Here is a 25,276-nt window from a genome sequence, read left to right as displayed (position 1 = left end):
CAGCCGGTCTTACTTTATGCTAATGTTCAGCTTCCAGTAAGATTTCCTTGCCTTACCGAGCCACTACACAAACTAGATTTACCTGCAGCACGCTCGCGGCTGCTGCAATACAGGAGCAATACATGTCCAAACGATTCTCCCGGCTGCTTGCCATGGCCCTGCTGGCCGTTTCGGCCAGCGCGATGCTGACGGTGTCCTTCGACGCCGAGGCGCGCCGCATGGGCGGTGGTAAAAGCTTTGGCCGCCAATCGTCCAATATCACGCAACAGCGCCAGGCGGTCACGCCGCCCGCGGCATCGGCCACGCCTCGTACGGCGGCGCCTGCGGCCGGCGCGGCAACAGCGGGCGCGGCCAGCACGGCCAAAAGCGGCATGTCCCGCTGGCTGGGCCCCGTCGCCGGCATAGCGGCCGGTCTGGGTATCGCCGCATTGCTGTCCAGCATGGGCCTGTCCGGCGCATTCCTGGAATTCATGTCCAGTCTGCTGCTGATCGGGCTGCTGGTTTTCGGCGTTATATTTATTGTCCGCCGTTTGCGTGGGGGCGCGGCCCGTCCGGCCATGCAGCAAGCCGGCGGCAACACCATGAACCGCCAGAATGCCGCCCAGTCGCAAAATACCTGGCAACAGGCCAGCTCGCCTGCGGCTGCGCCCGCGCCGGCCGCTCCGGTTGCTGAAGTGCCTGCCGTGCCGGCGCCGCCGCTCGACCAAAGCTGGTTCATTCCCAGCGATTTCGATACAGCCGCCTTCCTGGCCAACGCCAAGGCCCAGTTCATCGAAATCCAGGCGGTCTGGGACAGCGGCGATCTGACCAAGCTGAAGGAATACATGACCGACGACCTGGTCGCCGAAGTCAAGCCCGAAATCCTTGCGCGCGCCGAAGGCAATGTGACCCAGGTCGTGTTGCTGAATGCAGAGCTGCTGGGCATCGAGGCCGTCTCGGGCGGCCACTTGGCCAGCGTCCGGTATTCCGGCATGCTGCGCGAGGCCAAAGATGCCGAGGCCTTCCGCTTCGAAGAAGTCTGGAATCTGTACAAAGCCGACAACGCGGGCTGGCTGCTCGCCGGCATCCAGCAGATTCCGGTGGAATACGCCAGCTAAGCGCAACCACGGGGCCGCCGCGCTTGCGCCGGCGGGCCTGCTGTTTTTCCATGTGGCGCCCCGGGCGCCACGTTTGCTTTGGGCCGCTACGTTGCCATGGACAACGCCGGACCAGCCCGGCCGGACTGTCTCTTCTTAAAACCGTTAAACTTGGGTTCTTGCCCGACTCACGGTTTTGCCGCGCGATCACAGACTATGTTTCCTTTGCCCTCTTTTGTTGCTCCCGTCGCAGTCTATGCACGTGTGCTGAACACTTTGTTGCAGCGCGAAGACTGGGCTCGCGACCGTCTGGCCAGGCACGCGGGGAAGACAGTCAGGTTCATGGTGGGCAACTTCAAAATCAGCTTTGCGGTGCAGGCGGCCGGTCTGGTCCAGCCGTCCGACCGGGCGGTGGTGCCCGACGTCACGCTGACCATTCCGCCCGACCGGCTGGCCGATCTGCCTGGTGTGCTGCACGCCCGCGATCCGGCCCTGCTGACTGAACTGCTGCACGTGCAAGGCGATGCGGGGCTGGCGCAGGTGGTTTCCGACCTGGCGCGCGATCTGCGCTGGGATGTCGAAGACGACCTGTCCAGGGTGGTGGGCGACGTGGCGGCGGTCCGCCTGCTGAAAGCGGGCGGTGTATTGGCCGGGGGGGTGCAGTCGGCGGCGGTCCGCCTGGCGGGTAATGTCAGCGAGTTCCTGTCTGAAGAAAGCGCGCTTTTGGCAAGCCGGCCCGCCTTTGATGATTGGACCGCCGATGTGCAGGCCATGGCGAACAGGCTCGATCAGCTTGACCGCCGCGTTGCGGCCCTTGCGCCGCGTTCTGCGCGCGGGGTTTGATCATGTTCACGCTTTTCCGCCTGCTGCACATCATTTGCGTGGCCCTGCGCTTCAGGCTCGACGAACTCGTCCTGTCGGGCATCAAGCATCCGGTGGCGTATGGCCTGTTGCGGGTGGCGCGGTTCGGCCGGCCGCCCAAGACGCCGCGCGGCGTGCGTTTGCGGCTTGCCCTTGAGTCGCTGGGCCCCATTTTTGTGAAGTTCGGTCAGGTGCTGTCCACGCGGCGCGATCTGATTCCGCTGGATGTCGCCGTCGAACTGGCATTGCTGCAGGACCGCGTGCCGCCTTTCCCGTCCGACAAGGCGGCGGCTTCGATCGAGGCCGCGCTGGGCGCTTCGCCCCATACCTTGTTCAAGCATTTTGAAACCGATCCGGTCGCGTCGGCCTCGATCGCCCAGGTGCATTTTGCGGTGTTGCACGATGGCCGCGATGTCGCGGTCAAGGTGCTGCGCCCGGGCATGCGCGACATCATTGAAAAAGACCTGTCGCTGCTGCGCGTATTGGCCGGCCTGGTCGAACGGCTGGCCGCCGACGGCCGCCGGCTGAAACCCCGGCAGGTCGTTGCCGAGTTCGACAATTACCTGCACGACGAGCTTGACCTGATCCGCGAAGCGGCCAATTGCAGTCAGTTGCGCCGCAACTTTTCCGCCGAGGCCGGTCGCGAGCATCTGCTGATGATCCCGGAGGTCGTGTGGGAATACTGCGCCACCACGGTTTTCACCATGGAGCGCATGCGGGGCATACCCATCAGCCAGATCGAGCGCTTGAAGGCGGCCAATATCGATACCCGCGAGCTGGGCCGCAAGGGCGTCGAGATTTTCTTCATGCAGGTTTTTTCGGACGGCTTTTTCCACGCCGACATGCATCCGGGCAATATCTATGTGTCGGACCAGCCCGAAACCCTGGGCCGCTACATTGCCCTGGACTTCGGCATCGTCGGCTCGCTGTCCGAGTTCGACAAAAATTACCTGGCGCAGAACTTCCTGGCGTTCTTCCGGCGCGACTATCACCGGGTGGCGCAATTGCATATCGAGTCGGGCTGGGTGCCGCCCACCACGCGCGAAGAAGAGCTCGAGGGGGCGGTGCGCGCGGTATGCGAGCCTTATTTCGACCGGCCCTTGTCTGAAATTTCCCTGGGGCAGGTCTTGTTGCGCCTGTTCCAGACGTCTCGCCGTTTCAATGTCGAGATACAGCCTCAGTTGGTGTTGCTGCAAAAAACACTGTTGAATGTCGAGGGCATGGGCCGCGAACTCGATCCCAACCTCGACCTGTGGCAGACGGCCAAGCCCTATCTGGAAAAATGGATGCACGAACGCATAGGCCTGACCGGCCTGCGCCGGCAACTGGATAAAGAAGCCAGCCAGTGGGCCCAGCTCCTGCCGCAGATTCCCCGGTTGGTGTATGCCAACCTGAACCGCCCCGACACCGGCCCTGGGTTAAACTTGGAAGTGCAGCGCATGCGCCGCGCCCAGGAACAGACCAATCGCCTGTTGATGGCCTTGTCCGCCATCGTGGCGGTCGCACTGGGGGTCGCCGTATGGGCACTGACCCGGCACTAAGTGGCCGCTTCCAGGGGTCCGGCCCATATAAAAACATCAATCCTGCTGAAATATTCCTGTTAACTGCACGCCTTATAGTGACAGGATGCAGGTGGCGCGCCCTGGCGGTGTCATTTTAGATACTTAAGAGAGATTTCTATGCTTTACCCTGAACTGTTCAAATCAATGGAAGCGGTGCGCTGGAATATGGCGTCGGACATTCCATGGGACGAATACGATGCCAGCAAGCTGTCCGACGATCAGGCGTATACGATCAAAATGAACGCCATCACGGAATGGGCGGCCCTGCCGGCCACCGAGATGTTCCTGCGCGACAACCGCGACGACAGCGATTTTTGCGCCTTCATGTCCGTATGGTTTTTTGAAGAGCAGAAGCACTCGCTGGCGCTGATCGAATACCTGCGCCGCTTCCGCCCGGAGCTGGTGCCCACCGAAGAAGAGCTGCACAAGGTGCGCTTCGAGTTCGACCCGGCGCCCGCGCTTGAAACGCTGATGCTGCATTTTTGCGGCGAGGTACGCCTTAACCACTGGTATCGGCGCGCTTCCGACTGGCATACCGAGCCGGTCATCAAGGCCATCTATAAGATTATTGCGCAAGACGAGGCCCGCCATGCCGGCGCCTACCTGCGCTACATGAAACGCGCCCTGGTGTATCAGGGCAAGGAATTCGGCCATAACGCCCGTATCGCCTTTTCCAAGATCGGTGTCTTGATGGCGTCGGCCCATCGCACGCCGCAGGCCCTGCATCCGACCAATCTGCACGTCAACAAAGAGCTTTATCCGCAAGATACGGTGCAGTCCAAGCTGCCGTCGCCGGGCTGGCTGGAGAACTGGCTGGACAATCAGATTTGTTTCGACAACGACTGGGAAACCAAGGTCAGCTCGCGGATTCTGCATAATATGTCGTTGCTCATGGACAATACCTTCAATACGGTGCAGGACTTGAACCGCTACCGTAAAGAACTGATCAAGACGGTTGTTCCCGCCTGATCAAGCATGGCGGCCCGATTCGAATCCAAGATCCTGTCCCGGCAGGCATGCGTGGCGGCGGTGCAGGCCGGCGCCTTGCCGCGGCCCCTGATTTTCACCAACGGTGTGTTCGACATCCTGCATCGCGGGCATGTGACCTACCTGGACGAGGCTGCCCAACTGGGAGCCAGCCTCATCGTCGCGATCAATACCGATGAGTCGGTGCGGCGCCTGGGCAAGGGCGATGACCGGCCGCTTAACACGCTGGCCGACAGGGCCGCGCTGCTGGCGGCCCTGTCCTGCGTCAGCATGGTGACGGACTTCCACGAAGACACACCGCAGGCCCTGATTGAGCAACTCAGGCCGGACGTGATCGTCAAAGGGGGCGATTACGACATGAATACCTTGCCTGAAACCGCCAGCGTCAGAAGCTGGGGCGGGCGGGCAGTGGCGATTCCGTTCGAGTTCCAGCGTTCGACCACGGCGCTGATCGGCAAGATACGGCGCTAGGGGTCGCCGCCCGCAAGGGCGGCCGTGTGTGGTGGCGGCCCGCCGGCCGGATCAAGAGGGGCGGTCGGTCAGCAACTGATTGATGGCGACGATGTCCTGGTCGGTCAGGATGCCGCTGCTGGCCTTCAGGCGCAGGCTGCTCATCAGCGTATCGTACCGGGCGCGTGACAGGCTGCGCTGGGTCTCGTACAACTGCTGCTGCGCGTTCAGCACGTCGATATTGATCCGCACGCCCACTTCGTAGCCGGTCTGGTTGGCTTGCAGCGAGGCCTGGCTGGATTTTTCCGCGGCCTGCAGGGCCTTGATTTGCGCCAGCCCCGAGGTCACCCCCGAAAAATGCTGCTGTGTCGACTGCACGGCCTGGCGTTTTGCATTTTCAAGCTCGTAGCGCGCCTGCTGCAGACGCGAGGTCTGTTCGCGCACCACCGATGAGATTTCCCCGCCGGTAAAAATGGGAATGGATAATTGCAGCCCGATGCTGCTGTTCAGGGAACGCGGGCCGCCGTCGGTGTTGTACAGGCCCCGGTCGCTTGCGCTGCCCGTTTGCGCCTGCAGGCTGAGGCGCGGGTAGTGCTGGCTTTTGGCGATATCAATCTGTTTTTCGGCGATCTTGGCGGCAAGGTCCGCCTGGGCCACCGTCAGGCTGGCGTTGCTCGACTGATGGGTCCAGTCGCTCAGGCGATTGGGGTTGGGGCCAGGCAGCTCGGTGCCGGGCGCCAGTTCAGCCAGTTGGCCCGGCCGTTCGTTGATGAGCCGAGCCAGTTCGTCCTGGTTGATCTGCAGCGCGTTTTCCGCCTGAAGTTCACCGGCATTCAGCAAGTCCAGCCGCGCCTGGGCCTCGTAGGTGTCGGCGATGGTGGTGCTGCCCAGTTCGAAACCCTGGCGCGCTGCGCGAAGCTGTGTTTCGACGGCGGCCTTTTCCGCCCGCAGGGCGCGCAGGGTGTCCTGGGCGGCCAGGACATCGAAATAGGCCTGCGATACGCGCAGGATCAGGTCTTGATAGGCGTTGGCCTGCGCAACATCGGCCAGGCTGGCGATATATTCGGCCCGCTTGAGGCCGCCCCACGCACTGAGGTCGATAATGGGTTGCGTCAGGGTCAGCGCCCACAGGGCGCGCCGGTCGCTGTTGCTGTTGTTCAGGCCGCTGATGCGGCGGCGGTCATTCAGTTCGGCAACCGTATCGGCCGTAACATAAGGCAGCAGTTGCGCCCGTGCCTGCGGGATTTTTTCTTGTTCGGCGTTGCGTCCGGCCTGGCTGGCGGCGAAGATGGGGTCGCGCTGTATCGCCATCTGCCATATTTGCAGAAGGTCTTGCGTCGGCTGGCGGGACGCTTGCGCGTGGCCGGGCAGCGCACTGGCCGCCAGAAGCAGCGCAAGTCCCAGGGTAACGTACTTGCCTGCTTTTGCCATTTAGAACTTGAACTGGCTGACTGCTGCGCCGCGCAGCGGCTTGATGACCGTGTCGAACAGGCTGGTGGTTTCGAAGCTGGCGGCGCTGGTGCGGGTAATGCGGCACGCTGTCATGACGGGCGACTGGCCCACCACGACCACCAGCCTGCCGCCCAGGCGCAACTGATACTTCAGGGCGTCGGGCACGACGGGCACCGACCCGGTGACCAGGATGGCGTCGTATTCGGTGGTGCCCCAGCCGGCATGGGCATCGCCAGTCTCGACCTTGACGTTGTCCGCATGGTTGCGCTGCAGATTTTCCAGGGCGAAGCTGGCCAGGCGGCTATCGACTTCAATGCTGGTGACCTGTTGCGACAGCCGGGCCAGCAGGGCGGCCTGGTAACCCGACCCGGTGCCGATCTCGAGTACGCAGTCAGTGGGCTTGAGCTGCAATTCCTGGGCAAGGCGCGCTTCGACCTTGGGCGTCAGCATGCTTTCGCGGGTATCGACCGAATTGATGATGAGCGGGAGCTCGACGTCGGAAAAGGCCAGGCCCTGCATGGGGGCGGGCACATAGCGTTCGCGCTGGACTTCGAAAAGCGCCTGCAGGACCCGGGTATCCAGCACTTCCCAGGGACGGATCTGCTGCTCGACCATATTGAATCGAGCACGTTCGATTTCTGACAGGGCAGTAACGTTCATGGTTTCTACAAATAAAAACAAAAGTAAAGAATAGTATTGTATGAGGCTGGTTCCGGCGCTTGGCCGGATGAGCGTACATTGTGCTTACTATAGCGTATTTGTGTTACTTTGGCGCTCGCCACCAGGCATGGAAATGTTGCACCGGGCCGTGGCCCGAGCCCACGCCCAGCTCGCCTGAGCGGGCAATGGCATTGACCAGATAGGCCTTGGCCTGGCGTGCCGCCTCGGGCACATCATTGACTTGCGGCAGCAGCGCCGCCAACGCCGCCGACAAGGTGCATCCGGTGCCATGGGTGTTGCGGGTTGCAATGCGCGTGCCGGGCAGCTCGATCAGGCGGTCGCCATTGTGCAGGACATCGATCGTGTCGTTGCCGGGCAGATGCCCCCCTTTCAGGAAGACCCATCGTTCGCCCGAGTCGCTCAGCAGGCGGCGCAGCTTCTCGGCCGTGCGGCGCATTTCTTTCAGTGTCTCGACCGGGGAAGCCGACAGCAGTACGCCCGCTTCGGGCAGATTGGGGGTGATCATGCTGGCCAGGGGCAGCAGGCTTTCCCGCAGTTCGTTGACGGCGGCCCGTTCCAGCAGGTGGTCGCCGCTCTTGGCCACCATGACCGGATCCAGGACCAGATGCGCGGGCTTCCAGTGGGCCAGGCGGTCGGCCACGACGCGCGTGACCGCCTGCTGGCCCAGCATGCCGATCTTCACCGCATCGATGCGCACATCGGCGAACAGCGTGTCGATCTGCGCGGCGACAAAGTCGGGCGGCACGGGGCATATGCCCGTGACAGCCTGGGTGTTCTGCGCGGTCAGCGCGGCAATGACGGCCGTGCCGTAGGCGCCCAGGGCGCTCATGGTCTTGATGTCGGCCAGGACGCCCGCGCCGCCCGAAGGATCGACGCCGGCAATGGAAAGCGTGTTGGGGATCATGCGTTATCGTTTATTTGCGGGGCTCGAGCAGGCCCTCGGTCGGTGAGCTGGGGTCGGCGCTGTAGAGCTTGCGCGGCACCCGGCCCGCCAAAAAGGCATCGCGGCCGGCTTCGACGGCTTGCTTCATGGCGCGGGCCATCAGAACGGGATTGCGCGCGCCGGCAATGGCGGTATTCATCAAAATCGCGTCGCAGCCCAGTTCCATGGCCACGGCGGCATCCGAGGCCGTGCCCACGCCTGCATCCACCAGCACCGGCACGCTGGCCTGGTCGATGATCAGGCGCAGGTTCCAGGGGTTGAGAATGCCCATGCCGGACCCTATCAGTGAAGCCAGCGGCATGATGGCGACGCAGCCGATGTCTTCCAGCATGCGGCACTGAATGGGATCGTCGGTGCAATACACCATGACCTTGAAGCCTTCTTTGACCAGGGTGCGCGCGGCATCCAGGGTTTCGGGCATATTGGGAAACAGGTTGTCTTTGTCGCCCAGCACCTCGAGCTTGACCAGGTCGTGGCCGTCGAGCAGTTCGCGCGCCAGGCGCAGCGTGCGCACGGCGTCTTCGGCGGTATAGCAGCCGGCGGTGTTGGGCAGGATGGTGAACTTCGAGGGCGGCAGGAAGTCCAGCAGATTGGGTTCATTGGCGTTCTGGCCGATATTGGTGCGGCGTATGGCAACGGTAACGATTTCTGCCCCGCTGGCGTCGATGGCCTGGCGGGTTTCTTCAAAATCCTTGTATTTGCCCGTACCTACCAATAGGCGTGAGGAATACTGGCGTCCTGCAATGTCAAGCGTATCTGCGTAATTCATGTGTGTGCGGCGTGTTGAGTACGGTGTGGGTGGGGCAATATGAAAGAATAATCCATTTGCGCCCGGTGTGTGCGGGACGCCGGGCTTCACACACACCGGGCTTCATATTTACCTGGCCCGGTCCAGATACCGGCAAAGCTGCTCTGTGGCGTCAATCAGGCGCGGGCCGGGGCGAAACAGCGCATCGGGGTCTATGGCATAGACATGGCCGCGCAAGGCGGCGGGCAGCTTCAAGCCTGCCCAGCGCTGGCGGGCATCGTCCTGCGCGCCGGCTGCGATGGCGGGGGTAATGACGACATCGGGCTGCTTGACCAGAAGATTTTCCACGCTGACCTGCGGCGCGGCCACGTTCGCGGCGGCATAGATGTTGACGCCGCCGCAGCGCTGCAGCGCGTCGTTCAGCAAGGGGTCGCTGCCGATGGTGTACAGGGGCGAGGTGCCGACTTCGATAAAAACGGATACCGGTTTTTTCTGCGCATACCGGGCGCCAAGCGCATCAAGGCGCTGTGTCAGCGTATGCGCCATGGCACCGGCCTGGGCTTCGGTGCCGAACAGCTTGCCGAAGCGAATGATTTCGGCGGGGATGTCGCCGAGCTTTTCAGGCCGCGAATAGATCAGCGGAACGCCCAGGCTGGACAATGACGATGCCAGGGCCTGCGCCGCGCCATAGGGCAGCCAGGCGACGACCAGGTTCGGCCGGAAGGAAAGGGCTTTTTCCACGCTGACGTGCAGCCCGTCGCCGATGCGTGGGATGGCTTGGGCGGCGGGCGGGTAATCGCTGCTGATGACCGTGGCAACGATCTTGTCGCCCGCGCCGGCGGCATAAATCAATTCCGTAATGTGCGGGGCCAGCGCAATGGCGCGGGTGGCGGGCGCTTGCGCGGCGGCGCCGGCGCTCCACGCCAGACAGCAAGCGGCAAAACGGATTGCCGCTATGCCGGCGGGCGCCCGGAGCCTCACGGTTTACACGTTAAACGGGAAGAACGGGCTACGATCCGCGCCATTGCTTGCTGTACTGGCTGGCATAGTCATTTTGTACCCGCTTTCATACCCGCTTTTGCAAATCTGTCATACCACCGCCAGCCGTTCCACCGTATCGGGGAACTTCTCGACCAGGCGGATCAGCAAGGCGGCCTGAGCGTTGGGCTTGGCGCGGCCCTGCTCCCAGTTTTCCAGGGTGCGGGGGTTGATGCGCAGGTAGCGGGCGAACACCGGGCGCGACAGGTGCAGGCGCTCGCGCAGGGCCAGCAACTCGTCGGCGGTCACGTCCGGCGCCGGGTGAGTTTCCACCTCGTGCGTGCGCAGCGTCTGCTTGCCAACGCGCGCATTCGTCAGGGCATCGAAGCCCTCGACAATCTCTGCAAACAGGTTCCGCTTTTTCATCGCCTCGCCTCCAGTTCCACTTTCAACATGCCCTTGAGCGCCTTCTTCTCGTCGGGGCTCAAGTCGGTCATTTCGTCCTTGTCGTACAGGGTGAACAACCAAAATTGCGAGCCGCCATCCCACCAGTAGTAGATCATCCGCAAGCCGCCTCGCTTACCTTTGCCTCGGCGCGGGTCGCCATGCCGCAACTTGCGCAGGCCGCCCGTACCTTCGATGACATCCCCGGCTTCGGGATTCTTCATCATGGCCACTTGCAGACCACGGAAACCCTCGTCGTCCAAGTAGTCGCCTCGGTAGCGGGTGAAGGCGGGCAGTTCGACGAAGACGGCTTTCATTTCTCAAATTATACGCAAGTTGCGGATACATACAAGGGGCTTTCCGCTTACATCCTGAACGAGAAGTTCACGAAGACGTTGGAGCCCGGCGTGTTGTAGCCGCGCACCAGGGTGTAGTCCTTGTCCAGAATATTGTTCCAGCGAACCTGCACGCCCACGTTCTTGCTGAAATCGTAGGCGGCGGTCAAGTTGACCAGGCTATAGCCGCCCAGCGCAATCTGGTTGGCCACGTCGTCGTAGCGCTTGCCTGTGAACTGGTATTCGGCGCCCAGGGCCAAGGCATTGATCCGGTGCTCGACGCCCAGCATGTAAACCTGCTTTGCCCTGCGGATCAGGCGGCTGCCGGACTCCCCTTCCACGGGGTTGTCATTGCGCGGGTTCATGAAGTCGGCGCTGGCGCGGAAGCTTGTATTGCCGTAATCTTGCTCGGCCGTCAACGTGAGCCCGCGGATCGTCGCGCGATCGATATTCCTGGCCGTGCAGTCAAAATTGACATCGCAGCTGTAACCGTTGATCAAGTCGCGGATCTTGTTCTGATAAACCACCAGCCCCAGGCGCGTGGTGTCTGTCGTGTAGCGCAGGCGGGCCTCGATATTGCGGGATTTTTCAGGTTTCAGATCGGGGTTGCCCGAGAACGAGCCCGATGGAAAGCCATTCCAATAGTACTGTTCAAAGGGGTAGTACAAGTCCGCGAATGTAGGGGCGCGAAAACCGGTATTGCCCGAGACGCCTATCGTCCATGCCGGGGCCAGGTCAAAATCATAGGACAGGCCGCCGGTGGTTTCGTTGCCGTAGCCCGTGATGTTGTCGTTGCGCACACTGGCCTGGACATGATGCCTGTCGAAGCTGCCTCGATACACCAGGCCGGCCGAATTGGTGTCTCGTTGACGGGTGGTGTAGTTGGACGCGGCGTCGGGCCTTTCTTCCAGTCTTTCCAGAATCACCGAAACATTTTGCCTCTCTGAAAATTTCAGGTTGTTCTGCCACGAATAGGAACGTTGCAGCGAGCCGAATGTATAGGCGCCGCCGAAGCTCCGGCTGTCGTTATGCTCTTTCGAGAAGCCAAATCGCAGCACGCTTTGCCAGAAATCGGTGATGTCGTCGGTGCTGGTCAGGGTATAGGCTTGCTGGCGCGTGATGGCATGGGCGGGCAGGTCGCCCATGCCCATGTCGAAATCGCCATCGATATAGCCGTTGTAGGCCGTCAGCCCAATGTGGTGGCCGGGGCGCCAGCGGTATCCCACTGAACCGGACAGGGCATGCTGGCTGTAGCCGTCCACGTCACTGTTGTACGAGCCCGACTGCGGGTTCGTGGCGTTGAATCCCCCGCTGTCCGCCATGCTGGCCGACAGCGCATAGTCCCACCCATCTTGGGCGCCTGAAAAGCCCAGGCTGGATTTGAACGTGTCGTCGGACCCATAGCCGATATTGCTCCAGGCGCTGAGCGGGCGGTCTTCATCGCCTTTTCGGGTAATGATGTTGATCACGCCGCCGATGGCGTCCGAACCATACAAACTACTGGCGGCGCCGCGCACCACTTCGATGCGTTCGATGACGGATGGGTCGATGGCATTCCAGCTGGTTGCGCCTGACGTGATGCTGTTGATGCGGATGCCATCAATCAGCACGAGTGTCTGGCTTGCGTTGGCGCCGCGCAGGAAAATGCTGGTCTGCGTCTGCGGCCCGCCGCTATTGGAAAACTGAATGCCCGGTTGCTTGGCCAGGATGTCGGCCACGCTGTTCTGGCCTTGCTTCTGAAGGTCAGCCTTGTCGATCACGGTCACATCACCGATGACGTCTTTTTCCAGTTGGGGCGTACGGCTGGCCGTGACCACGATGTTATCGAGCTGGGGGGCGGGGGTGTTGGTTTGGGCGCCTGCCGTGGCGGCAGCAAGACAGGAAAGCACGGCAAGCGTTTGCCGATTGAATGTGAAAGGCATGATAGACCCTGAGAAACGCGCGTCCCCGCACGTCGGAAGCAATAAAAACATCCCTGGCTGCGGCGGGCGGTGCGCCGCAGCGCGCCGCACATGCCTGAAGACCAGGAAATGGACCAAGGGGTGATCAAGGCTGGTGTCGGGCTGGCATGCATGGCATGCCTACCGTTGCGGGGGCAGCACAGTTTGTTCGCGCAGCGTTGTGTGGCGGGCAAGCGCGGGGTCTGTTTCCCATTTGACTTTCGCAGAGCGCGGGCGGGCACCGCTGTGCATGCCTGGCTCCGAAAGCACCTCTTTCGTGACGAAATATATCACAGCGACTTGCCTGATTGCTGTGCCGGCTTCGATGTTCAGGCCGCAGTCAGAATTTTCTTTTCACATTTTGATATATCTGATAATGTACGCCGAACCCGCGCCGCGCGTGCTCGCAGACGGACAGGCGGGCGTGCTGCCTGCGGCGCCGGATGAAACGTATGCAGACCAACTGAATCAGCTTAAGAATAAAAGGGGATAGGGGTGAATACAGTTGCACGACGGTATGGATGCCGCAAATCGCTTGCGCTGCTGGCTGCGGGTTTCTTGATGGCCCCGCTGGCGCAGGCCCAAGAGGCCCTGAGGTCGCTGGGACCGGTGCCCGACCCGGCTGCGGCGGCATTGGCGCCGCGCGCCCTGGCGGACTTGAATCGCATGATCACTCAGGGCGATGCCTATTTCGACCTGGGCCAGGGCGTGGCTTGCAAGGTCGATGTGGCTCAGCGGCAGAAAGAGGCCGATAAATGGGCGGCGGCGGCGTCCGGCGCGGTGATGACGACGATCAAAGAGGCTGCGCAATCCATGATTTCGGGAGCCTGCCCAGACGGCGATGGTGTCTTCTCGGGGCCTGTTGAATACGTGGAGGCAAGCCTGAGCCGCACCGAGATGAGCAATATTGTCATGGACACGCACACAGCCTTGCGCGTACAGGGTGTCCAGGTGCAGGGCCGCGCGGTGGGCGAGAGCACAAGCTTCACGCGCAACCGGAGCACGACCTATCACAAGCTGGCTTCGGGGGAGCTTGTGGCGCCGCAAGGCGCGGCGGCGCAGGATGTCAGCTACTTCCTGACCTACGCGACCGATGACCAGAGTGGCAAAACGATCAAGCCCCGCGTCATGTTCAGCTTCGACGCGGCGCGGAAAATCGTGGTGGTCAATGTCACGGAAAGCCCCGATGGCGTGCGGGAAGTGAGCACCATGTATACGGATGGCAAGCTTTTCATGCGCTCGCGCAGCAAGAACGGCAACTACCATGGCTTGACGGAGTATTTCGATCCCACCCTGGTCCAGATCAACAAGGACAAGGTGTGCTATCAAAACGGGACCGAAATCAAGGCCTTGCAATGCCCGGACACGTGATGCGCCGTTGCGCGCGCAGCGGCTTGGCCGCCGCGGTGTCGCTTGCCCTGGCTGGGTGCCTGGCGACCACGACGGTTCCCGACCCTTACAGCCAGTACAGCCCTGAAGACAGGCAGAAAATACTGGACGACAATATGCTGCGGGCTCAGCAGCATCAAGACCAGATACGAGAGCAGGCCTGGCAGGACACGATCACGCCCGAAATGCTGCGCCAGCGCCTGAGCACAGGCAACACCGGCCCGGTGGAAGGCATACTTTCACGGGGCATGGATGTGTTCGAAGGCCAGATGGAGGCCACCCCGAATCCCTATACCGGGCGGACTTTGTACACGTACAGCCGGGGGTCTTATCTTTCCAGCGTCAGGGAAAACATGCCGATCGGGTTCAACGGCTTGTATCGTGGCGATTTCAAGTACTTTCACGACCAGGCGGCCGCCCGGCCGCGCGGCACAATAGTGATGATTGGGTCCTTCACCCGTCATGACGGGATGCAGGACAAGGGCGTCTACGTGGCCGAGAACGCTGTGGCAACGGTGCCGCTGCATTTCGTCAAAGCTACGCCTGAATACCTGACGCGTATCGAGCAGCGCTATACCTCCCAGGTTGCGCGGTTTCGGGAAGAGCAGATGCGTGCCGCACAAGAGGCCGAAACCTCGTCCAGCTTTGGGCCGATGCTGGCCTTGGGGCTGGGTGGCCTGATTCTTTCCGCCGCGAATATCCCCAGCTCCGATGTCATGAGCATAGGGTCGGCCCTGTTCAGCGACGTCATGACCGATGGCCAGTCCAACGCGCTGGCGACCCTGGTGCAGCAGAAAACCGGCAGCTATCTGGGCAACACCATAGGCGCAGGCCAGGGCGGCAATGTCGTGCAGGCCGCGGTCGCCCGAGCCACCCGGGTGGGCGGGGCGCCTGCGTCCGGCGCCGGCATGGCAAGTGCTCCGTCGCGAGCGGCGAACAGCGCGGCCTCATTCAGCACCAGCCAGTATCAATTCAGTTGCCCCAGCGGGCATTCCAGCTCGGTGCCCATTACCTACAAGACACCGTCTTGCCTGGCGGCCAAGCAGGAAATGACCCGTATCTATGCCTGCAATCTGGTGGGTGAATTCCAGCGGGTTGCCAGCGTATGCAGCGCAGGTTGCGGGTCGCCGCAATGCGGAGAATGAACATGACGGGGCCGCATGCCTGAGCGCGCCTATCCCGGCAAGCCGGTCCGGCGCCTGGCTTTATGGCTGTGCCTTGCCGCCGCCACTGCCTTGCTGACGGGCTGCCTGGCGGTGCTGGATACCTTTGCGCCGGGGGCGGGCAAAGCACCGGCCGCCGGGGCGGGTCCTGCGGCGGGAGCCGGTGCGGAAGCGGGAGCTGTTGCGCCGGACGCCCGCGCGGCCACGCCGCGTGCCACCGCCGCGGTACGGCCCGCAGCTTCCGGCCCGCATGCGCCAGGCGATCTGTATTTCGTCATTGCCGATCAGCAAGGCCGAAACACCCAGGGCTGGCGTTTGCAGGTAACGGCTGCAGCGGCGCAGCAGGGCTTTATGCCCTTTTTGTCCACTGCCATGGGGGCGGGCATGTACCTGAAGGCGCAGCTCTGGCCCGACCGCTATCAAGTGCGCGTGCTGGCGCAAGGCCCGTTGTTCGACGCCTGGGTGCCGGTGGGCTCGGGGGCGGCCACGGTTGTGTATGTCGAGCCGTCTTCGGGCGCGGTTTCAGTGCTGCAAGGGGTGGCTGCCGAGCAGGTGCTGGCGCCGTTGGGGCCAGCTGCGCGCGAGCTGCGCCTGCGGCAAACCTACCAACCCTTGCGGATCGCCCTGCCGGCCGGACTGGAAGGGCGTTATTACGGCCCGCGCGAAGGAAACAAGCCCGCAGGGCGCGGGCAGCTGGACCTGTTCCAAAGACAGAAGCGGGTCGCCACCGTCGAAGAAGCGGCGGCGGATGAGCAAGGGCAGTTCACGGGGCAGCCTGTATTTGTGGATGGCCGCAAGGTGGATGGCGCGCTGGGACAGGACAATGGATTACAGGATGGCGTCACCACCGAATACCAGGACGGCCGTATTTTCAAGGGTCGGTACGAGGGTGTCGAGCCGCGCGAAGGCACGATGCGGTATCCGGACGGCACGGCATGGACGGGGGTGTTCGAGCGAGGCGAGCCTGTGGGCGAAGGCGCATTGAAGCTGGCCGACGGCACAGTCATCCTGAAAGCACCGGGACCCGATGCCACGGAACTGGATGGCATCTACGCGTGTGTGATGCCCAATGGGCGCAAGGGGCAATGCCGGTACATCGAGGGTGAGCGCATTGCCTCCAGCGCCGACTACACCCGGCGGGTCGAGGCGCGCCGGCGCGCCAAGGCCGCGGCGGAGCAGGCGGCGCTGCCGCCGCCGTCCGGCCAGCCGAAGGCGGCCGAAGAAGCCCCGCCGCGCGCGCCCGATGCCGCGCCGGCGGCCTCCGGGGCAAAACCGGCAGCGCCTCCGCCCGCTGGGGCGGCGCCCGCTCCCGCGCCCGAACAGGCGCCGCCGCAAGCGCCCGCCATGACGCAGTCGGGTAGCGGCTGCGGCCGGGTCAATGGGCAATACGCCACGAACAGCGGCTTAAGCAAACTGACCTTCGATGGCCGCGGGCGCGGCCATATGTGGCAGCATACCTATGGCGGCGCTCGTTCGTATACCTTCGATATCGACTTCCGGTACAGCGGCTCGCACGACAGCATGCGTTTTGAATACGAAGAAGGCATCTACCGGGATGCGGGCGGGAAGGTGCTGAGCCGCCAGAAAATCCCCGGCGGTTCGGCTTCATGCAGCTACGATGGGCGTTTGCTGAACATCGGCGGCACCAAGTACTTCAAGCAATAGCCGCCGCTGGGGCGGCCGCCGGGCCGCCCCGCCGCCGCCCCGGCATGGCCGGGCGATACAATAGGCACTATTCTTATAGTTAGTCCGGACGTAGCCTGGCGCACGCTTTTGCGCCTTGGCGCGTACCGCTTTACCTTTTTCAGGTCAGCCGTGTCTTATCCTTCCCTGCCGTATCCGCTTTCTTCTTATACCCATGGCGCCGGGTTTGCGCGCTTGTTGGGTGAACGTATCCTGATTCTGGATGGGGCCATGGGCACCATGATCCAGCAATACAAATTAAGCGAAACGGACTTCCGCGGCGAGCGCTTTGCGCAGCACGTCAAAGACGTCAAGGGCAATAATGAGCTGCTGTCGCTGGTGCGGCCCGACATCATTGCCCAGATACATCGCCAGTACCTGGCGGCGGGCGCCGATGTCATCGAAACCAATACCTTTGGCGCCACCGCCATTGCCCAGGGCGACTATGGCCTGCCCGAACTGGCCTACGAACTGAACGTGGAGTCGGCCAAGCTGGCGCGCGCCGCCTGCGATGAGTACAGCACGCCCGAGCGCCCGCGCTTTGTGGCCGGCGCCCTGGGGCCGCAGCCCAAAACGGCGTCCATTTCCCCCGATGTCAATGATCCGGCCGCGCGCAACGTGACCTTCGAGCAACTGCGCGATGCCTATACAGAACAACTGAACGGCCTGCTGGATGGCGGTATCGATATCGTCCTGATCGAAACCATTTTCGATACCTTGAATGCCAAAGCCGCCATTTTCGCGGTTGAAACCGTTTTTGAGACACGCGGCGTACGCTTGCCCGTGATGATTTCGGGCACGGTCACCGATGCGTCGGGCCGCATTCTGTCGGGGCAGACGGTCGAGGCCTTCTGGAATTCGGTCCGCCATGCACGGCCCATCACCATTGGCCTGAACTGTGCGCTGGGCGCGGCCCTGATGCGGCCCTATGTGGCCGAGCTGTCCAAGATCTGCGACACCTATGTGTGCGTATATCCCAACGCGGGCCTGCCCAACCCCATGGCCGAAACGGGCTTTGACGAAACACCGGAAGACACCTCCTCCCTGCTGGAGGAATTTGCGCAGGCTGGCCTGGTCAATATGGCCGGCGGCTGTTGCGGCACGACGCCCGAGCACATCCGGGCGATTGCCGGCAAGGTGGCCAGCCTGCCGGTGCGCCAGGTACCGCAGGTGCCCATCAAGACGCGCCTGTCGGGGCTGGAGCCGCTGACGATCGACGAAGACTCCCTGTATGTGAATGTGGGCGAGCGCACCAACGTGACCGGCAGCAAGATGTTCCTGCGGCTGATACGCGAAGAAAAATATGACGAGGCGCTGGCGGTGGCGCGCCAGCAGGTTGAAAACGGCGCCCAGATCATCGATATCAATATGGACGAAGCCATGCTGGATTCGGCCGTCTGCATGCGGCGTTTCCTGAACATGATCGCCTCCGAGCCCGATATCGCCCGCGTGCCCATCATGATAGACAGTTCCAAATGGGACGTGATCGAGCAGGGCCTGCGTTGTGTGCAGGGCAAGCCGGTGGTCAACTCCATTTCCATGAAAGAGGGCGAAGCCGCTTTCCTCGAGCACGCGCGCCTGTGCCGCAAGTACGGGGCCGCCGCGGTGGTCATGGCCTTCGACGAGCAGGGCCAGGCCGACAACCTTCAGCGGCGCAAGGACATTTGCGAACGGGCCTACCGCCTGCTGGTCGACGAGGTGGGCTTCCCGCCCGAGGACATCATCTTCGACCCGAACGTCTTCGCCATTGCCACCGGTATCGACGAGCACAACCACTATGCCGTGGACTTCATCGAAGCCACGGGCTGGATCACCCAGAACCTGCGGTACGCGCGCGTCTCGGGCGGCGTGTCCAACGTCAGTTTTTCCTTCCGCGGCAACGAAGCCATGCGGGAAGCCATTCACACTGTTTTCCTGTACTACGCCATCCAGCAGGGTATGACCATGGGTATCGTGAACGCCGGGCAACTGGGCGTTTACCAGGATATCGATAAGAAAGTCCTGGACATGGTCGAAGACGTGGTGCTGGACCGCGCCGAGCCCTTGGGCAAGACGGACCCGGCGGATGAGCGCACGTCCACCGAACGGCTGGTCGAGCTGGCCGAGACCATCAAGGGCTCGGGCGTCAAGAAGGAAGAAGACCTGACCTGGCGCGAGCAGGCGGTCGAGCAGCGCCTGTCGCATGCCCTGGTGCATGGCATTACCAGCTTCATCGTGGAAGACACCGAAGAGGTTCGCCAGAAGATCGCCGATGCGGGCGGCCGGCCGATTCAAGTCATTGAAGGCCCGCTCATGGACGGCATGAACATCGTGGGCGACCTGTTCGGCGCCGGCAAGATGTTCCTGCCGCAGGTGGTCAAGTCGGCGCGGGTGATGAAGCAGGCGGTCGCTCACCTGATTCCCTTCATCGAGGAAGAAAAACGGCAGATCGAGGCCGCGGGCGGCGACGTGCGCTCCAAAGGCAAGATCGTCATCGCCACGGTCAAGGGCGATGTGCACGATATCGGCAAGAATATCGTGACCGTCGTCCTGCAGTGCAATAACTTCGAAGTCGTGAACATGGGCGTCATGGTGCCGTGCGCCGAGATCCTGGCCAAGGCCAAGGAAGAAAACTGCGACATCGTCGGGCTGTCGGGGCTGATTACGCCCAGCCTCGAGGAAATGGCCTATGTCGCCTCGGAAATGCAGCGTGACGACTACTTCCGCAGCCGCAAGCTGCCTTTGCTGGTCGGGGGCGCCACCACCAGCCGCGTGCATACGGCGGTGAAGATCGCGCCCAACTACGAAGGGCCGGTGATCTATGTGCCCGACGCCAGCCGCTCGGTGGGCGTGGCCACCAACCTGATGTCGGATCAGGTGGACAGCTATCTGGCGGAAGTCGCCGAAGAGTACGATCTGGTGCGCACGCGCCACGCCAACCGCAAGGCAACCCCGCTGGTCAGCCTGGCCCAGGCCCGCGCGGACCGCCCGCAGATCGATTGGGCCGGCTACACGCCGCCCCGGCCCAAGTTCATTGGCCGGCGCACCTTCAAGAATTATGACTTGTCCGAAGTCGTGCAGTTCCTGGACTGGACCCCTTTCTTCCAGACCTGGAGCCTGTTCGGCCAGTATCCGGCCATTCTCGATGACAAGGTGGTTGGCGAGCAGGCGCGCAAGGTCTTTGCAGAGGGCCAGGCGATGCTCAAGAAAATCATCGAAGGCCGCTGGCTGACGGCAAGCGGCGTGGTCGCGTTCTACCCGGCCAACACCGTCAATGACGACGACATTGAAATCTACCGCGACGAATCCCGCTCGGACGTCCTGTTCACCTGGCGCAACGTGCGCCAGCAAACGGTCAAGCGCGAGGGCGTCGAGAACAAATGCCTGGCCGATTACATCGCGCCCAAAGACACCGGGGTTGCCGACTATATCGGCATGTTTGCCGTGACCGGCGGCCTGGGCATCGAAAAGTACGACAAACGCTTCCTGGACGACAACGACGACTATTCCAGCATCATGCTCAAGTCCATTGCCGACCGTCTGGCCGAAGGCTTTGCCGAGTGCCTGCACGCGCGTGTGCGCCGCGATCTATGGGGCTATGTGCCGGACGAGTCTCTGGACAACGAGGCCATCATCGCCGAGAAGTATCAGGGCATCCGCCCGGCCCCCGGCTACCCGGCCTGCCCCGAGCACGTGGTCAAGAAAGACATGTTCGAGGTGCTGGATGCCGGGGAAATCGGCATGGAACTGACCGAGGGCTACGCCATGTTCCCGGCGTCCAGTGTGTCGGGCTTTTACTTCAGCCATCCCAAGTCGCAGTACTTCAATGTGGGCAATATCGGCGATGACCAGGTCCAAGACTATGTGCAGCGCAGCGGCCGCGACGAAGAAGATGTGCGGCGCACGCTGGCCAGCACGCTCAGGTAGCGGCGGCAGGATGTAATCATGCAAAAAACAGCCTCGGGCTCTACGCCGTCCGCCGACCAGGCCGCATCGGTCCGGCGCAAGGCGCTGGGCGACTTCCTGCGCCAGGCGCGGGGGCGGGTGCAACCCGAGTCCGTTGGCCTGCCGTCCGGCGTCCGGCGCCGCACCCCGGGCCTGCGGCGCGAAGAGATCGCGCAGTTATGCGGCATCAGCGTCACCTGGTATACCTGGATAGAGCAGGGGCGCGATGTGTCGGTGTCGGCCGGCGTCTGGTCGCGGCTGGCGTCGGTGCTGGACTTGGCCCGGGCCGAGCGTCATTACCTGTTCGAGCTGGCCGAATGCGCCGATCCCGAACATGGCCGCGATTATGTGATGCCGCTGCCGGCCTATCTGGCCGGCTGCGTGCACAGCATTACCGCGCCGGCCTATATTCTTGACCGCTGCTGGAATGTGCTGTCGCGCAATAGCGCGCTGCTGCACCTGTTCGACGGCTGGCCCGACCGGGACGCCTCCCCCAATTTGCTGCGTTATATCTTCAGCGATCCGGCGGCGCGCCATCTGGTGGTGGATTGGGAGCAGCGCGCCAGCCGCGTGGTGGCCGAGTTCAGGGCCGATGCGGCCGTCCACGCCGACGAGCCCGATGTGCGGGCCGTGCTCGACGAGCTGCTGCAGGCCAGCCCGGTATTCGCGCACTGGTGGACACGGCATGCGGTGGTGGACCGGGAAGGGGGACTCAGGGAGTTCAACCACCCCGCGGACGGCATACTGCGGTATCAGCAGATCACGTTCCGCCTGGCGACGCGTCCCGATTGCAAGCTGGTCATGCTGCTGGAAAACCCGGCCGCTGCCTGATCGAGGGCCTGCCGGGGCCGGATTGCGGGCACGCTTGCCTAGGCCTTTACATTGGCATGCAGGTGGTTGCCGGCGTTGGGCGCCAGCTTCATGAACGACAGGGCCGATGCGGCCGTGATCAGGCCCGTCACCACAAAGCCCCAGATGATGTCGATCAGGGCCAGCTTGACATCGCCCCGCCATGCCATGCTCAGGTTCAGCGTGACGGCGGCACAGGCCACGCCCAGGCTGATCCCCAACTGCTGGGCCGTGGCGGCAAAGCTGCTGGCGCGGCTCATGGCTTCGGCGTCCAGGTCGGCATAGGTCAGCGTATTGACGGCGGTGAATTGCAGCGACCGGAAGAAGCCGCCCGCAATCAGGATCGCGGCCATGACCCATATGGGCGTATCGCTGCGGAACAGCCCGCATAGCGCGACGAAAGCGCCCGCCAGCAAGGCATTGACGATCAGGACGCGCTTGAAGCCGAAACGCTGGATGATGGGCGTGGCGACCAGCTTCATCGCCATCGAGCCGATCGCGCCGGTAAAGGTGATCATGCCGGCTGAAAAAGGCGACAGCCCGAAACCCACTTGCAGCAGAATGGCCAGCAGGAAGGGGGCGGCGCCAATGGCGAAGCGGCACAGATTGCCGCCCAGGGTCGAGATGGCGAAAGTGGGCGTGCGCAGTAAAGACAGGTCGATGATGGGGTAGGGCGCGCGGCGGGCATGCCAGACATACAGCACCCCGCACACCAGGCCGGTTCCGAGCAGGGCCAGCAGTTGGCCCGGCGCCAGGGAGCGGTGCCCTATGGCTTCCAGGCCCGATACCAGGGTCGCCAGGCAGATGCCGCTGAGCAGGAAGCCCGGCCAGTCCAGGCGGCGGGGTTCGCTGGGGTAGTCGTCCTTGATGTAGTGCTGGATCAGGATAATGCCCAATATGCCCACGGGAATGTTGATCAGGAAAATCCAGTGCCAGGAAGCGAAGGTCACCAGGAATCCGCCCAGCGGAGGGCCTATCATCGGGCCCAGCAGGGCGGGCAGCGACAGGAAGGCCATGGCTTTGAGCAGCTCGGTCTTGGGGACTTTCCGCAGCAAAATGACCCGGCCCACCGGCACCATCATGGCGCCGGCCACCCCTTGCAGGACCCGGGCGGCCACCAGTTGGCCAATGTTCTGCGACGCGGCACAGGCGATGGAGCTCGCGGTGAAGAGGAGAATAGCCGCCATGAATACCCGCTTCGCCCCGAAGCGGTCAGCCGCCCATCCGCTGACGGGCACAAATACAGCAACCGCCAGCAAATAGCTGGTAATGGCCACGTTCATGCGGACGACGCTGGTATCCAGCGCCAGCGCCATGGCGGGCAGGGCGGTGGCCACAACGGTGGCATCCAGCATTTGCATGAATAATGCACACCCCACAATGAAGGGGATCATGCGGATCGCGCGGCGCTCGCGTGCGGAAAGGGGGGTGTCAGACGGGCGGGATGATGGATCAGGCGGGTCGGCAGCAGGCATCAGGACGTTCTAATTGCGCTCAAGTGAAGTAAACTCGAACTTTGTAGGTTAAACCACATCTGGCATATAAGTATTATGGCAAAGAATTACGAGTCCGAAATTACTCAGTTCCTGAAAAAATACAAAAAGGAACATCCCGATACGGAAGCGCGCCAGCGTGAAGGCCGCGCCCGGCTCTGGGACAAGCACATCGACCCGGAAGCCCAGGAAGGCTTTCGCGCCGGCAAAGTGCCGCAAAAGCCCTACGTCTATCAAACCAGCTAGCCGCTTGCATGTCTGAACACAAGGCGGGGTCCGCGGCGCTGAGTGCTTTGGTCAACCCCGACATAGACAGTACGCCCGACGTGGTCGATAGCGTGGCCCTGGCTCGCCTGTATGGCGAGCCTTTGTTTGCCATGCCGCAAGATCTGTATATTCCTCCGGATGCCCTCGAGGTTTTCCTGGAAACCTTTCAGGGTCCGCTGGATTTGCTGCTGTATCTGATACGCAAGCAAAATTTCAACGTGCTCGATATTCCCATGGCCGAAGTGACCCGGCAGTATCTGTCCTACGTTGATCAGATCCGCAAGCAGAACCTTGAGCTGGCGGGCGAATATCTGTTGATGGCGGCGCTGCTGATCGAGATCAAGTCGCGCATGCTGCTGCCGGTCAAGAAATCCGATACGGGCGAAGACGTCGACGACCCCCGGGCGGAACTGGTCAGGCGGCTGCTCGAATACGAGCAAATGAAGCTGGCGGCCCAGAAGCTCGATGCACTGCCGCGATTGGGCCGCGATTTTCAGCGCGCGCAAGCGGTCATGGATGTGCAGATCGAGCACATGCTGCCCGACGTCAGCCCCGACGATCTGCGCAGCGCCTGGCTCGACATCATGCGCCGGGCCAAGCTCAACGCCCACCACCGCATCACGCGCGAACAATTATCCGTGCGCGATCACATGAGCCAGATCCTAAGGCGGCTCAGCGATGTGCAGTTCATGGAGTTCAACGAACTGTTCATGGAGCGTGTCGACCAGGGCGATGCCGTGGCGGTGGTCGTGGTGCATTTTCTTGCCATGCTCGAACTGGCCCGCGAATCGCTGCTCGACATCACCCAGGCCGAGCCCTATGCGCCCATCTATGTGCGCCTGTCCTATATCCGTGCCGCCGCCTGACGGGCGGGCGTCATCACTCCCCGAACGGAGACTGTCTTGAAAGTCGTTCACACTATTGAAGAATTGCGTGATCAGTTGCGCGGGCAGTTGCGCGTGGCCTTTGTGCCCACAATGGGCAATCTGCATCCGGCGCATCTGGCCTTGATGAAGCTGGCGCGCCAGCACGGCGACCCGGTGGTCGCCAGTATTTTCGTGAATCGCCTGCAGTTCGGTCCCAACGAGGATTTCGATCGCTATCCGCGCACCCTGGCGGCCGATATCGAGAAGCTGGAACGCGAGCGGGATGTCTATGTGCTGTTCGCGCCCAACGAACGCGAGATGTACCCCGAGCCCCAGAACTTCCAGGTCCAGCCGCCCTCTGATCTGGGCGGCATCCTGGAAGGCGAGTTCCGCCCCGGGTTCTTCGGCGGCGTCAGCACCGTCGTGCTGAAGCTCTTTTCCTGCGTGCAGCCCAGTGTGGCGGTGTTCGGCAAAAAAGATTATCAGCAACTGATGGTCATCCGCAATATGTGCCGGCAGTTCCAGTTGCCCGTCAATATCCTGGCGCATGAAACCGTGCGGGATGCCGACGGGCTGGCGCTGTCGTCGCGCAATGTATTCCTGCAGCCCGCCGAGCGGGCCGAGGCGCCCCAGCTGTATGCCGCCCTGCGCGCGGTGGAAGCGGGCATCCAGGGCGGAAACAGCGATACGCAGGCGCTCGAAGCGCAGGCGGCCGCACAGCTGTCGTCGCGCGGCTGGGACGTGGATTACGTTTCATTGCGCCGGCAGCGCGATCTGCTCCGCCCCTCGGCGGAAGAGGTCGTCGCAGGCGAGCCGCTGGTGGTGCTGGCCGCGGCGAAACTGGGGGCCACCCGCTTGATCGACAACCTGGAGATCTGTAAGAAGTGACAGCAGACGTGCCGGTTTGCTTGTGCCAGAATGCCTTATCGCTCACAGCAAGGAGGCAACAGTGGCCGACATTCATTATTCCGACTCTTCGCCGTTCTCGGTGCTGACGCCTCGCGAACGCGACGTCATGGTTTACGTCGCACGCGGCAAACCCAATAAAATCATTGCCGCCGAACTGGGCGTCTCGCAACGCACGATCGAAGCGCATCGCGCCCGTATTTTCCAGAAAATGCAGGTTCGCAATGCCGTCGAACTTGCGCACCGCGTCTTGTCGCAGCGCCGTTTTACCTGAACCGG

Annotated in this window: 23 protein-coding genes and 1 riboswitch; of the genes, 14 read left to right on the top strand and 9 right to left on the bottom strand. The window is 62.6% G+C overall.

From position 1 onward, the window contains the following. The first annotated feature begins 122 nt into the window (after positions 1-122). From RE432_RS02325 to RE432_RS02305, 5 genes are all read left to right on the top strand, one after another. On the top strand, positions 123-1,097 hold the full coding sequence (locus tag RE432_RS02325) for a TIM44-like domain-containing protein (RefSeq protein WP_310931606.1): 975 nt from the start codon (positions 123-125) through the stop codon (positions 1,095-1,097). A 243-nt stretch (positions 1,098-1,340) separates the two neighbouring features. After that, positions 1,341-1,919, top strand: a complete 579-nt coding sequence (locus RE432_RS02320) for an SCP2 sterol-binding domain-containing protein (RefSeq protein ID WP_310931605.1) — start codon at positions 1,341-1,343, stop codon at positions 1,917-1,919. A 2-nt stretch (positions 1,920-1,921) separates the two neighbouring features. Next, positions 1,922-3,478 (top strand): ubiquinone biosynthesis regulatory protein kinase UbiB, encoded by a 1,557-nt coding sequence (gene ubiB / locus RE432_RS02315; protein WP_310931604.1) that lies wholly within the window; start codon positions 1,922-1,924, stop codon positions 3,476-3,478. 138 nt (positions 3,479-3,616) lie between these two features. Beyond that, positions 3,617-4,468: a ferritin-like domain-containing protein gene (locus tag RE432_RS02310; RefSeq protein WP_310931603.1), complete on the top strand. Its 852-nt coding sequence runs from the start codon at positions 3,617-3,619 to the stop codon at positions 4,466-4,468. Positions 4,469-4,474: 6 nt separating this feature from the next. Then, on the top strand, positions 4,475-4,957 hold the full coding sequence (locus RE432_RS02305; protein ID WP_310931602.1) for an adenylyltransferase/cytidyltransferase family protein: 483 nt from the start codon (positions 4,475-4,477) through the stop codon (positions 4,955-4,957). Positions 4,958-5,008: 51 nt separating this feature from the next. Here RE432_RS02305 and RE432_RS02300 read toward each other — a convergent pair whose 3' ends face one another. From RE432_RS02300 to RE432_RS02265, 8 genes are all read right to left on the bottom strand, one after another. Beyond that, positions 5,009-6,367, bottom strand: coding sequence for a TolC family outer membrane protein (locus tag RE432_RS02300; protein ID WP_310931601.1), 1,359 nt, complete (start codon positions 6,365-6,367; stop codon positions 5,009-5,011). After that, positions 6,368-7,048, bottom strand: coding sequence for a protein-L-isoaspartate O-methyltransferase (locus RE432_RS02295; RefSeq protein ID WP_310931600.1), 681 nt, complete (start codon positions 7,046-7,048; stop codon positions 6,368-6,370). Between the two features lie 103 nt (positions 7,049-7,151). Continuing rightward, positions 7,152-7,973, bottom strand: coding sequence for a bifunctional hydroxymethylpyrimidine kinase/phosphomethylpyrimidine kinase (gene thiD, locus RE432_RS02290; protein ID WP_310931599.1), 822 nt, complete (start codon positions 7,971-7,973; stop codon positions 7,152-7,154). Positions 7,974-7,983: 10 nt separating this feature from the next. Continuing rightward, complete coding sequence (locus tag RE432_RS02285; RefSeq protein WP_310931598.1) at positions 7,984-8,781, bottom strand: thiazole synthase; 798 nt, start codon at positions 8,779-8,781, stop codon at positions 7,984-7,986. 108 nt (positions 8,782-8,889) lie between these two features. Then, positions 8,890-9,741 carry a cobalamin-binding protein gene (locus RE432_RS02280; protein WP_310931597.1) on the bottom strand — a complete coding sequence of 284 codons (852 nt, stop codon included), beginning with the start codon at positions 9,739-9,741 and terminating at the stop codon, positions 8,890-8,892. 108 nt (positions 9,742-9,849) lie between these two features. Further along, positions 9,850-10,164: a transcriptional regulator gene (locus RE432_RS02275; protein ID WP_310931596.1), complete on the bottom strand. Its 315-nt coding sequence runs from the start codon at positions 10,162-10,164 to the stop codon at positions 9,850-9,852. Next, a complete protein-coding gene (locus RE432_RS02270) occupies positions 10,161-10,499 on the bottom strand; it encodes a toxin (protein WP_310931595.1) in 339 nt (112 codons plus the stop codon). Before RE432_RS02270 ends, RE432_RS02275 begins: the two co-directional genes overlap by 4 nt. Positions 10,500-10,546: 47 nt before the next feature. Beyond that, on the bottom strand, positions 10,547-12,439 hold the full coding sequence (locus RE432_RS02265) for a TonB-dependent receptor domain-containing protein (protein ID WP_310931594.1): 1,893 nt from the start codon (positions 12,437-12,439) through the stop codon (positions 10,547-10,549). Positions 12,440-12,549: 110 nt separating this feature from the next. Then, a riboswitch (cobalamin riboswitch) is annotated at positions 12,550-12,730 on the bottom strand. Between the two features lie 222 nt (positions 12,731-12,952). Between RE432_RS02265 and RE432_RS02260 the strand changes: the two genes are divergently transcribed. The 5 genes from RE432_RS02260 (at position 12,953) to RE432_RS02240 (ending at position 21,447) form a co-directional block, all read left to right on the top strand. Beyond that, positions 12,953-13,828 carry a hypothetical protein gene (locus tag RE432_RS02260; RefSeq protein ID WP_310931593.1) on the top strand — a complete coding sequence of 292 codons (876 nt, stop codon included), beginning with the start codon at positions 12,953-12,955 and terminating at the stop codon, positions 13,826-13,828. Further along, complete coding sequence (locus tag RE432_RS02255) at positions 13,813-14,991, top strand: hypothetical protein (protein WP_310931592.1); 1,179 nt, start codon at positions 13,813-13,815, stop codon at positions 14,989-14,991. The genes RE432_RS02260 and RE432_RS02255 overlap by 16 nt, the downstream gene beginning before the upstream one ends. 15 nt (positions 14,992-15,006) lie before the next feature. Then, entirely contained in the window at positions 15,007-16,674 is a 1,668-nt protein-coding gene (locus tag RE432_RS02250) for a hypothetical protein (protein ID WP_310931591.1), read from the top strand. 150 nt (positions 16,675-16,824) lie between these two features. Further along, entirely contained in the window at positions 16,825-20,598 is a 3,774-nt protein-coding gene (gene metH, locus RE432_RS02245) for a methionine synthase (RefSeq protein ID WP_310931590.1), read from the top strand. 18 nt (positions 20,599-20,616) lie between these two features. Further along, positions 20,617-21,447 carry a helix-turn-helix transcriptional regulator gene (locus RE432_RS02240; RefSeq protein ID WP_310931589.1) on the top strand — a complete coding sequence of 277 codons (831 nt, stop codon included), beginning with the start codon at positions 20,617-20,619 and terminating at the stop codon, positions 21,445-21,447. A 38-nt stretch (positions 21,448-21,485) separates the two neighbouring features. Here RE432_RS02240 and RE432_RS02235 read toward each other — a convergent pair whose 3' ends face one another. Further along, positions 21,486-22,859: a DHA2 family efflux MFS transporter permease subunit gene (locus tag RE432_RS02235; RefSeq protein ID WP_310932998.1), complete on the bottom strand. Its 1,374-nt coding sequence runs from the start codon at positions 22,857-22,859 to the stop codon at positions 21,486-21,488. A gap of 156 nt (positions 22,860-23,015) precedes the next feature. Here RE432_RS02235 and RE432_RS02230 point away from each other — a divergent pair, with 156 nt between their 5' ends. From RE432_RS02230 to RE432_RS02215, 4 genes are all read left to right on the top strand, one after another. Next, positions 23,016-23,204: a DUF3460 family protein gene (locus RE432_RS02230; RefSeq protein WP_310931588.1), complete on the top strand. Its 189-nt coding sequence runs from the start codon at positions 23,016-23,018 to the stop codon at positions 23,202-23,204. A gap of 8 nt (positions 23,205-23,212) precedes the next feature. Then, positions 23,213-24,091 (top strand): ScpA family protein, encoded by an 879-nt coding sequence (locus tag RE432_RS02225; protein ID WP_310931587.1) that lies wholly within the window; start codon positions 23,213-23,215, stop codon positions 24,089-24,091. 36 nt (positions 24,092-24,127) lie between these two features. Then, entirely contained in the window at positions 24,128-24,979 is an 852-nt protein-coding gene (gene panC / locus RE432_RS02220) for a pantoate--beta-alanine ligase (RefSeq protein ID WP_310931586.1), read from the top strand. A 61-nt stretch (positions 24,980-25,040) separates the two neighbouring features. After that, positions 25,041-25,271: a helix-turn-helix transcriptional regulator gene (locus tag RE432_RS02215; RefSeq protein WP_310931585.1), complete on the top strand. Its 231-nt coding sequence runs from the start codon at positions 25,041-25,043 to the stop codon at positions 25,269-25,271. Positions 25,272-25,276: the final 5 nt, after the last annotated feature.

Source organism: Pusillimonas sp. SM2304 (assembly GCF_031628915.1).
Classification (GTDB): domain Bacteria; phylum Pseudomonadota; class Gammaproteobacteria; order Burkholderiales; family Burkholderiaceae_B; genus Pusillimonas_C.
This window is presented reverse-complemented; position numbering and strand designations above follow the sequence as displayed.

Coding starts and splice junctions, on each gene's coding strand:
- RE432_RS02325 (WP_310931606.1), top strand. CDS start 123: ATGTCCAAACGATTCTCCCGGCTGCTTGCCATGGCCCTGCTGGCCGTT.
- ubiB (WP_310931604.1), top strand. CDS start 1,922: ATGTTCACGCTTTTCCGCCTGCTGCACATCATTTGCGTGGCCCTGCGC.
- RE432_RS02310 (WP_310931603.1), top strand. CDS start 3,617: ATGCTTTACCCTGAACTGTTCAAATCAATGGAAGCGGTGCGCTGGAAT.
- RE432_RS02305 (WP_310931602.1), top strand. CDS start 4,475: ATGGCGGCCCGATTCGAATCCAAGATCCTGTCCCGGCAGGCATGCGTG.
- RE432_RS02300 (WP_310931601.1), bottom strand. CDS start 6,367: ATGGCAAAAGCAGGCAAGTACGTTACCCTGGGACTTGCGCTGCTTCTG.
- RE432_RS02295 (WP_310931600.1), bottom strand. CDS start 7,048: ATGAACGTTACTGCCCTGTCAGAAATCGAACGTGCTCGATTCAATATG.
- thiD (WP_310931599.1), bottom strand. CDS start 7,973: ATGATCCCCAACACGCTTTCCATTGCCGGCGTCGATCCTTCGGGCGGC.
- RE432_RS02285 (WP_310931598.1), bottom strand. CDS start 8,781: ATGAATTACGCAGATACGCTTGACATTGCAGGACGCCAGTATTCCTCA.
- RE432_RS02275 (WP_310931596.1), bottom strand. CDS start 10,164: ATGAAAAAGCGGAACCTGTTTGCAGAGATTGTCGAGGGCTTCGATGCC.
- RE432_RS02270 (WP_310931595.1), bottom strand. CDS start 10,499: ATGAAAGCCGTCTTCGTCGAACTGCCCGCCTTCACCCGCTACCGAGGC.
- RE432_RS02265 (WP_310931594.1), bottom strand. CDS start 12,439: ATGCCTTTCACATTCAATCGGCAAACGCTTGCCGTGCTTTCCTGTCTT.
- RE432_RS02255 (WP_310931592.1), top strand. CDS start 13,813: ATGCCCGGACACGTGATGCGCCGTTGCGCGCGCAGCGGCTTGGCCGCC.
- RE432_RS02250 (WP_310931591.1), top strand. CDS start 15,007: ATGCCTGAGCGCGCCTATCCCGGCAAGCCGGTCCGGCGCCTGGCTTTA.
- RE432_RS02240 (WP_310931589.1), top strand. CDS start 20,617: ATGCAAAAAACAGCCTCGGGCTCTACGCCGTCCGCCGACCAGGCCGCA.
- RE432_RS02235 (WP_310932998.1), bottom strand. CDS start 22,859: ATGATCCCCTTCATTGTGGGGTGTGCATTATTCATGCAAATGCTGGAT.
- RE432_RS02230 (WP_310931588.1), top strand. CDS start 23,016: ATGGCAAAGAATTACGAGTCCGAAATTACTCAGTTCCTGAAAAAATAC.
- RE432_RS02225 (WP_310931587.1), top strand. CDS start 23,213: ATGTCTGAACACAAGGCGGGGTCCGCGGCGCTGAGTGCTTTGGTCAAC.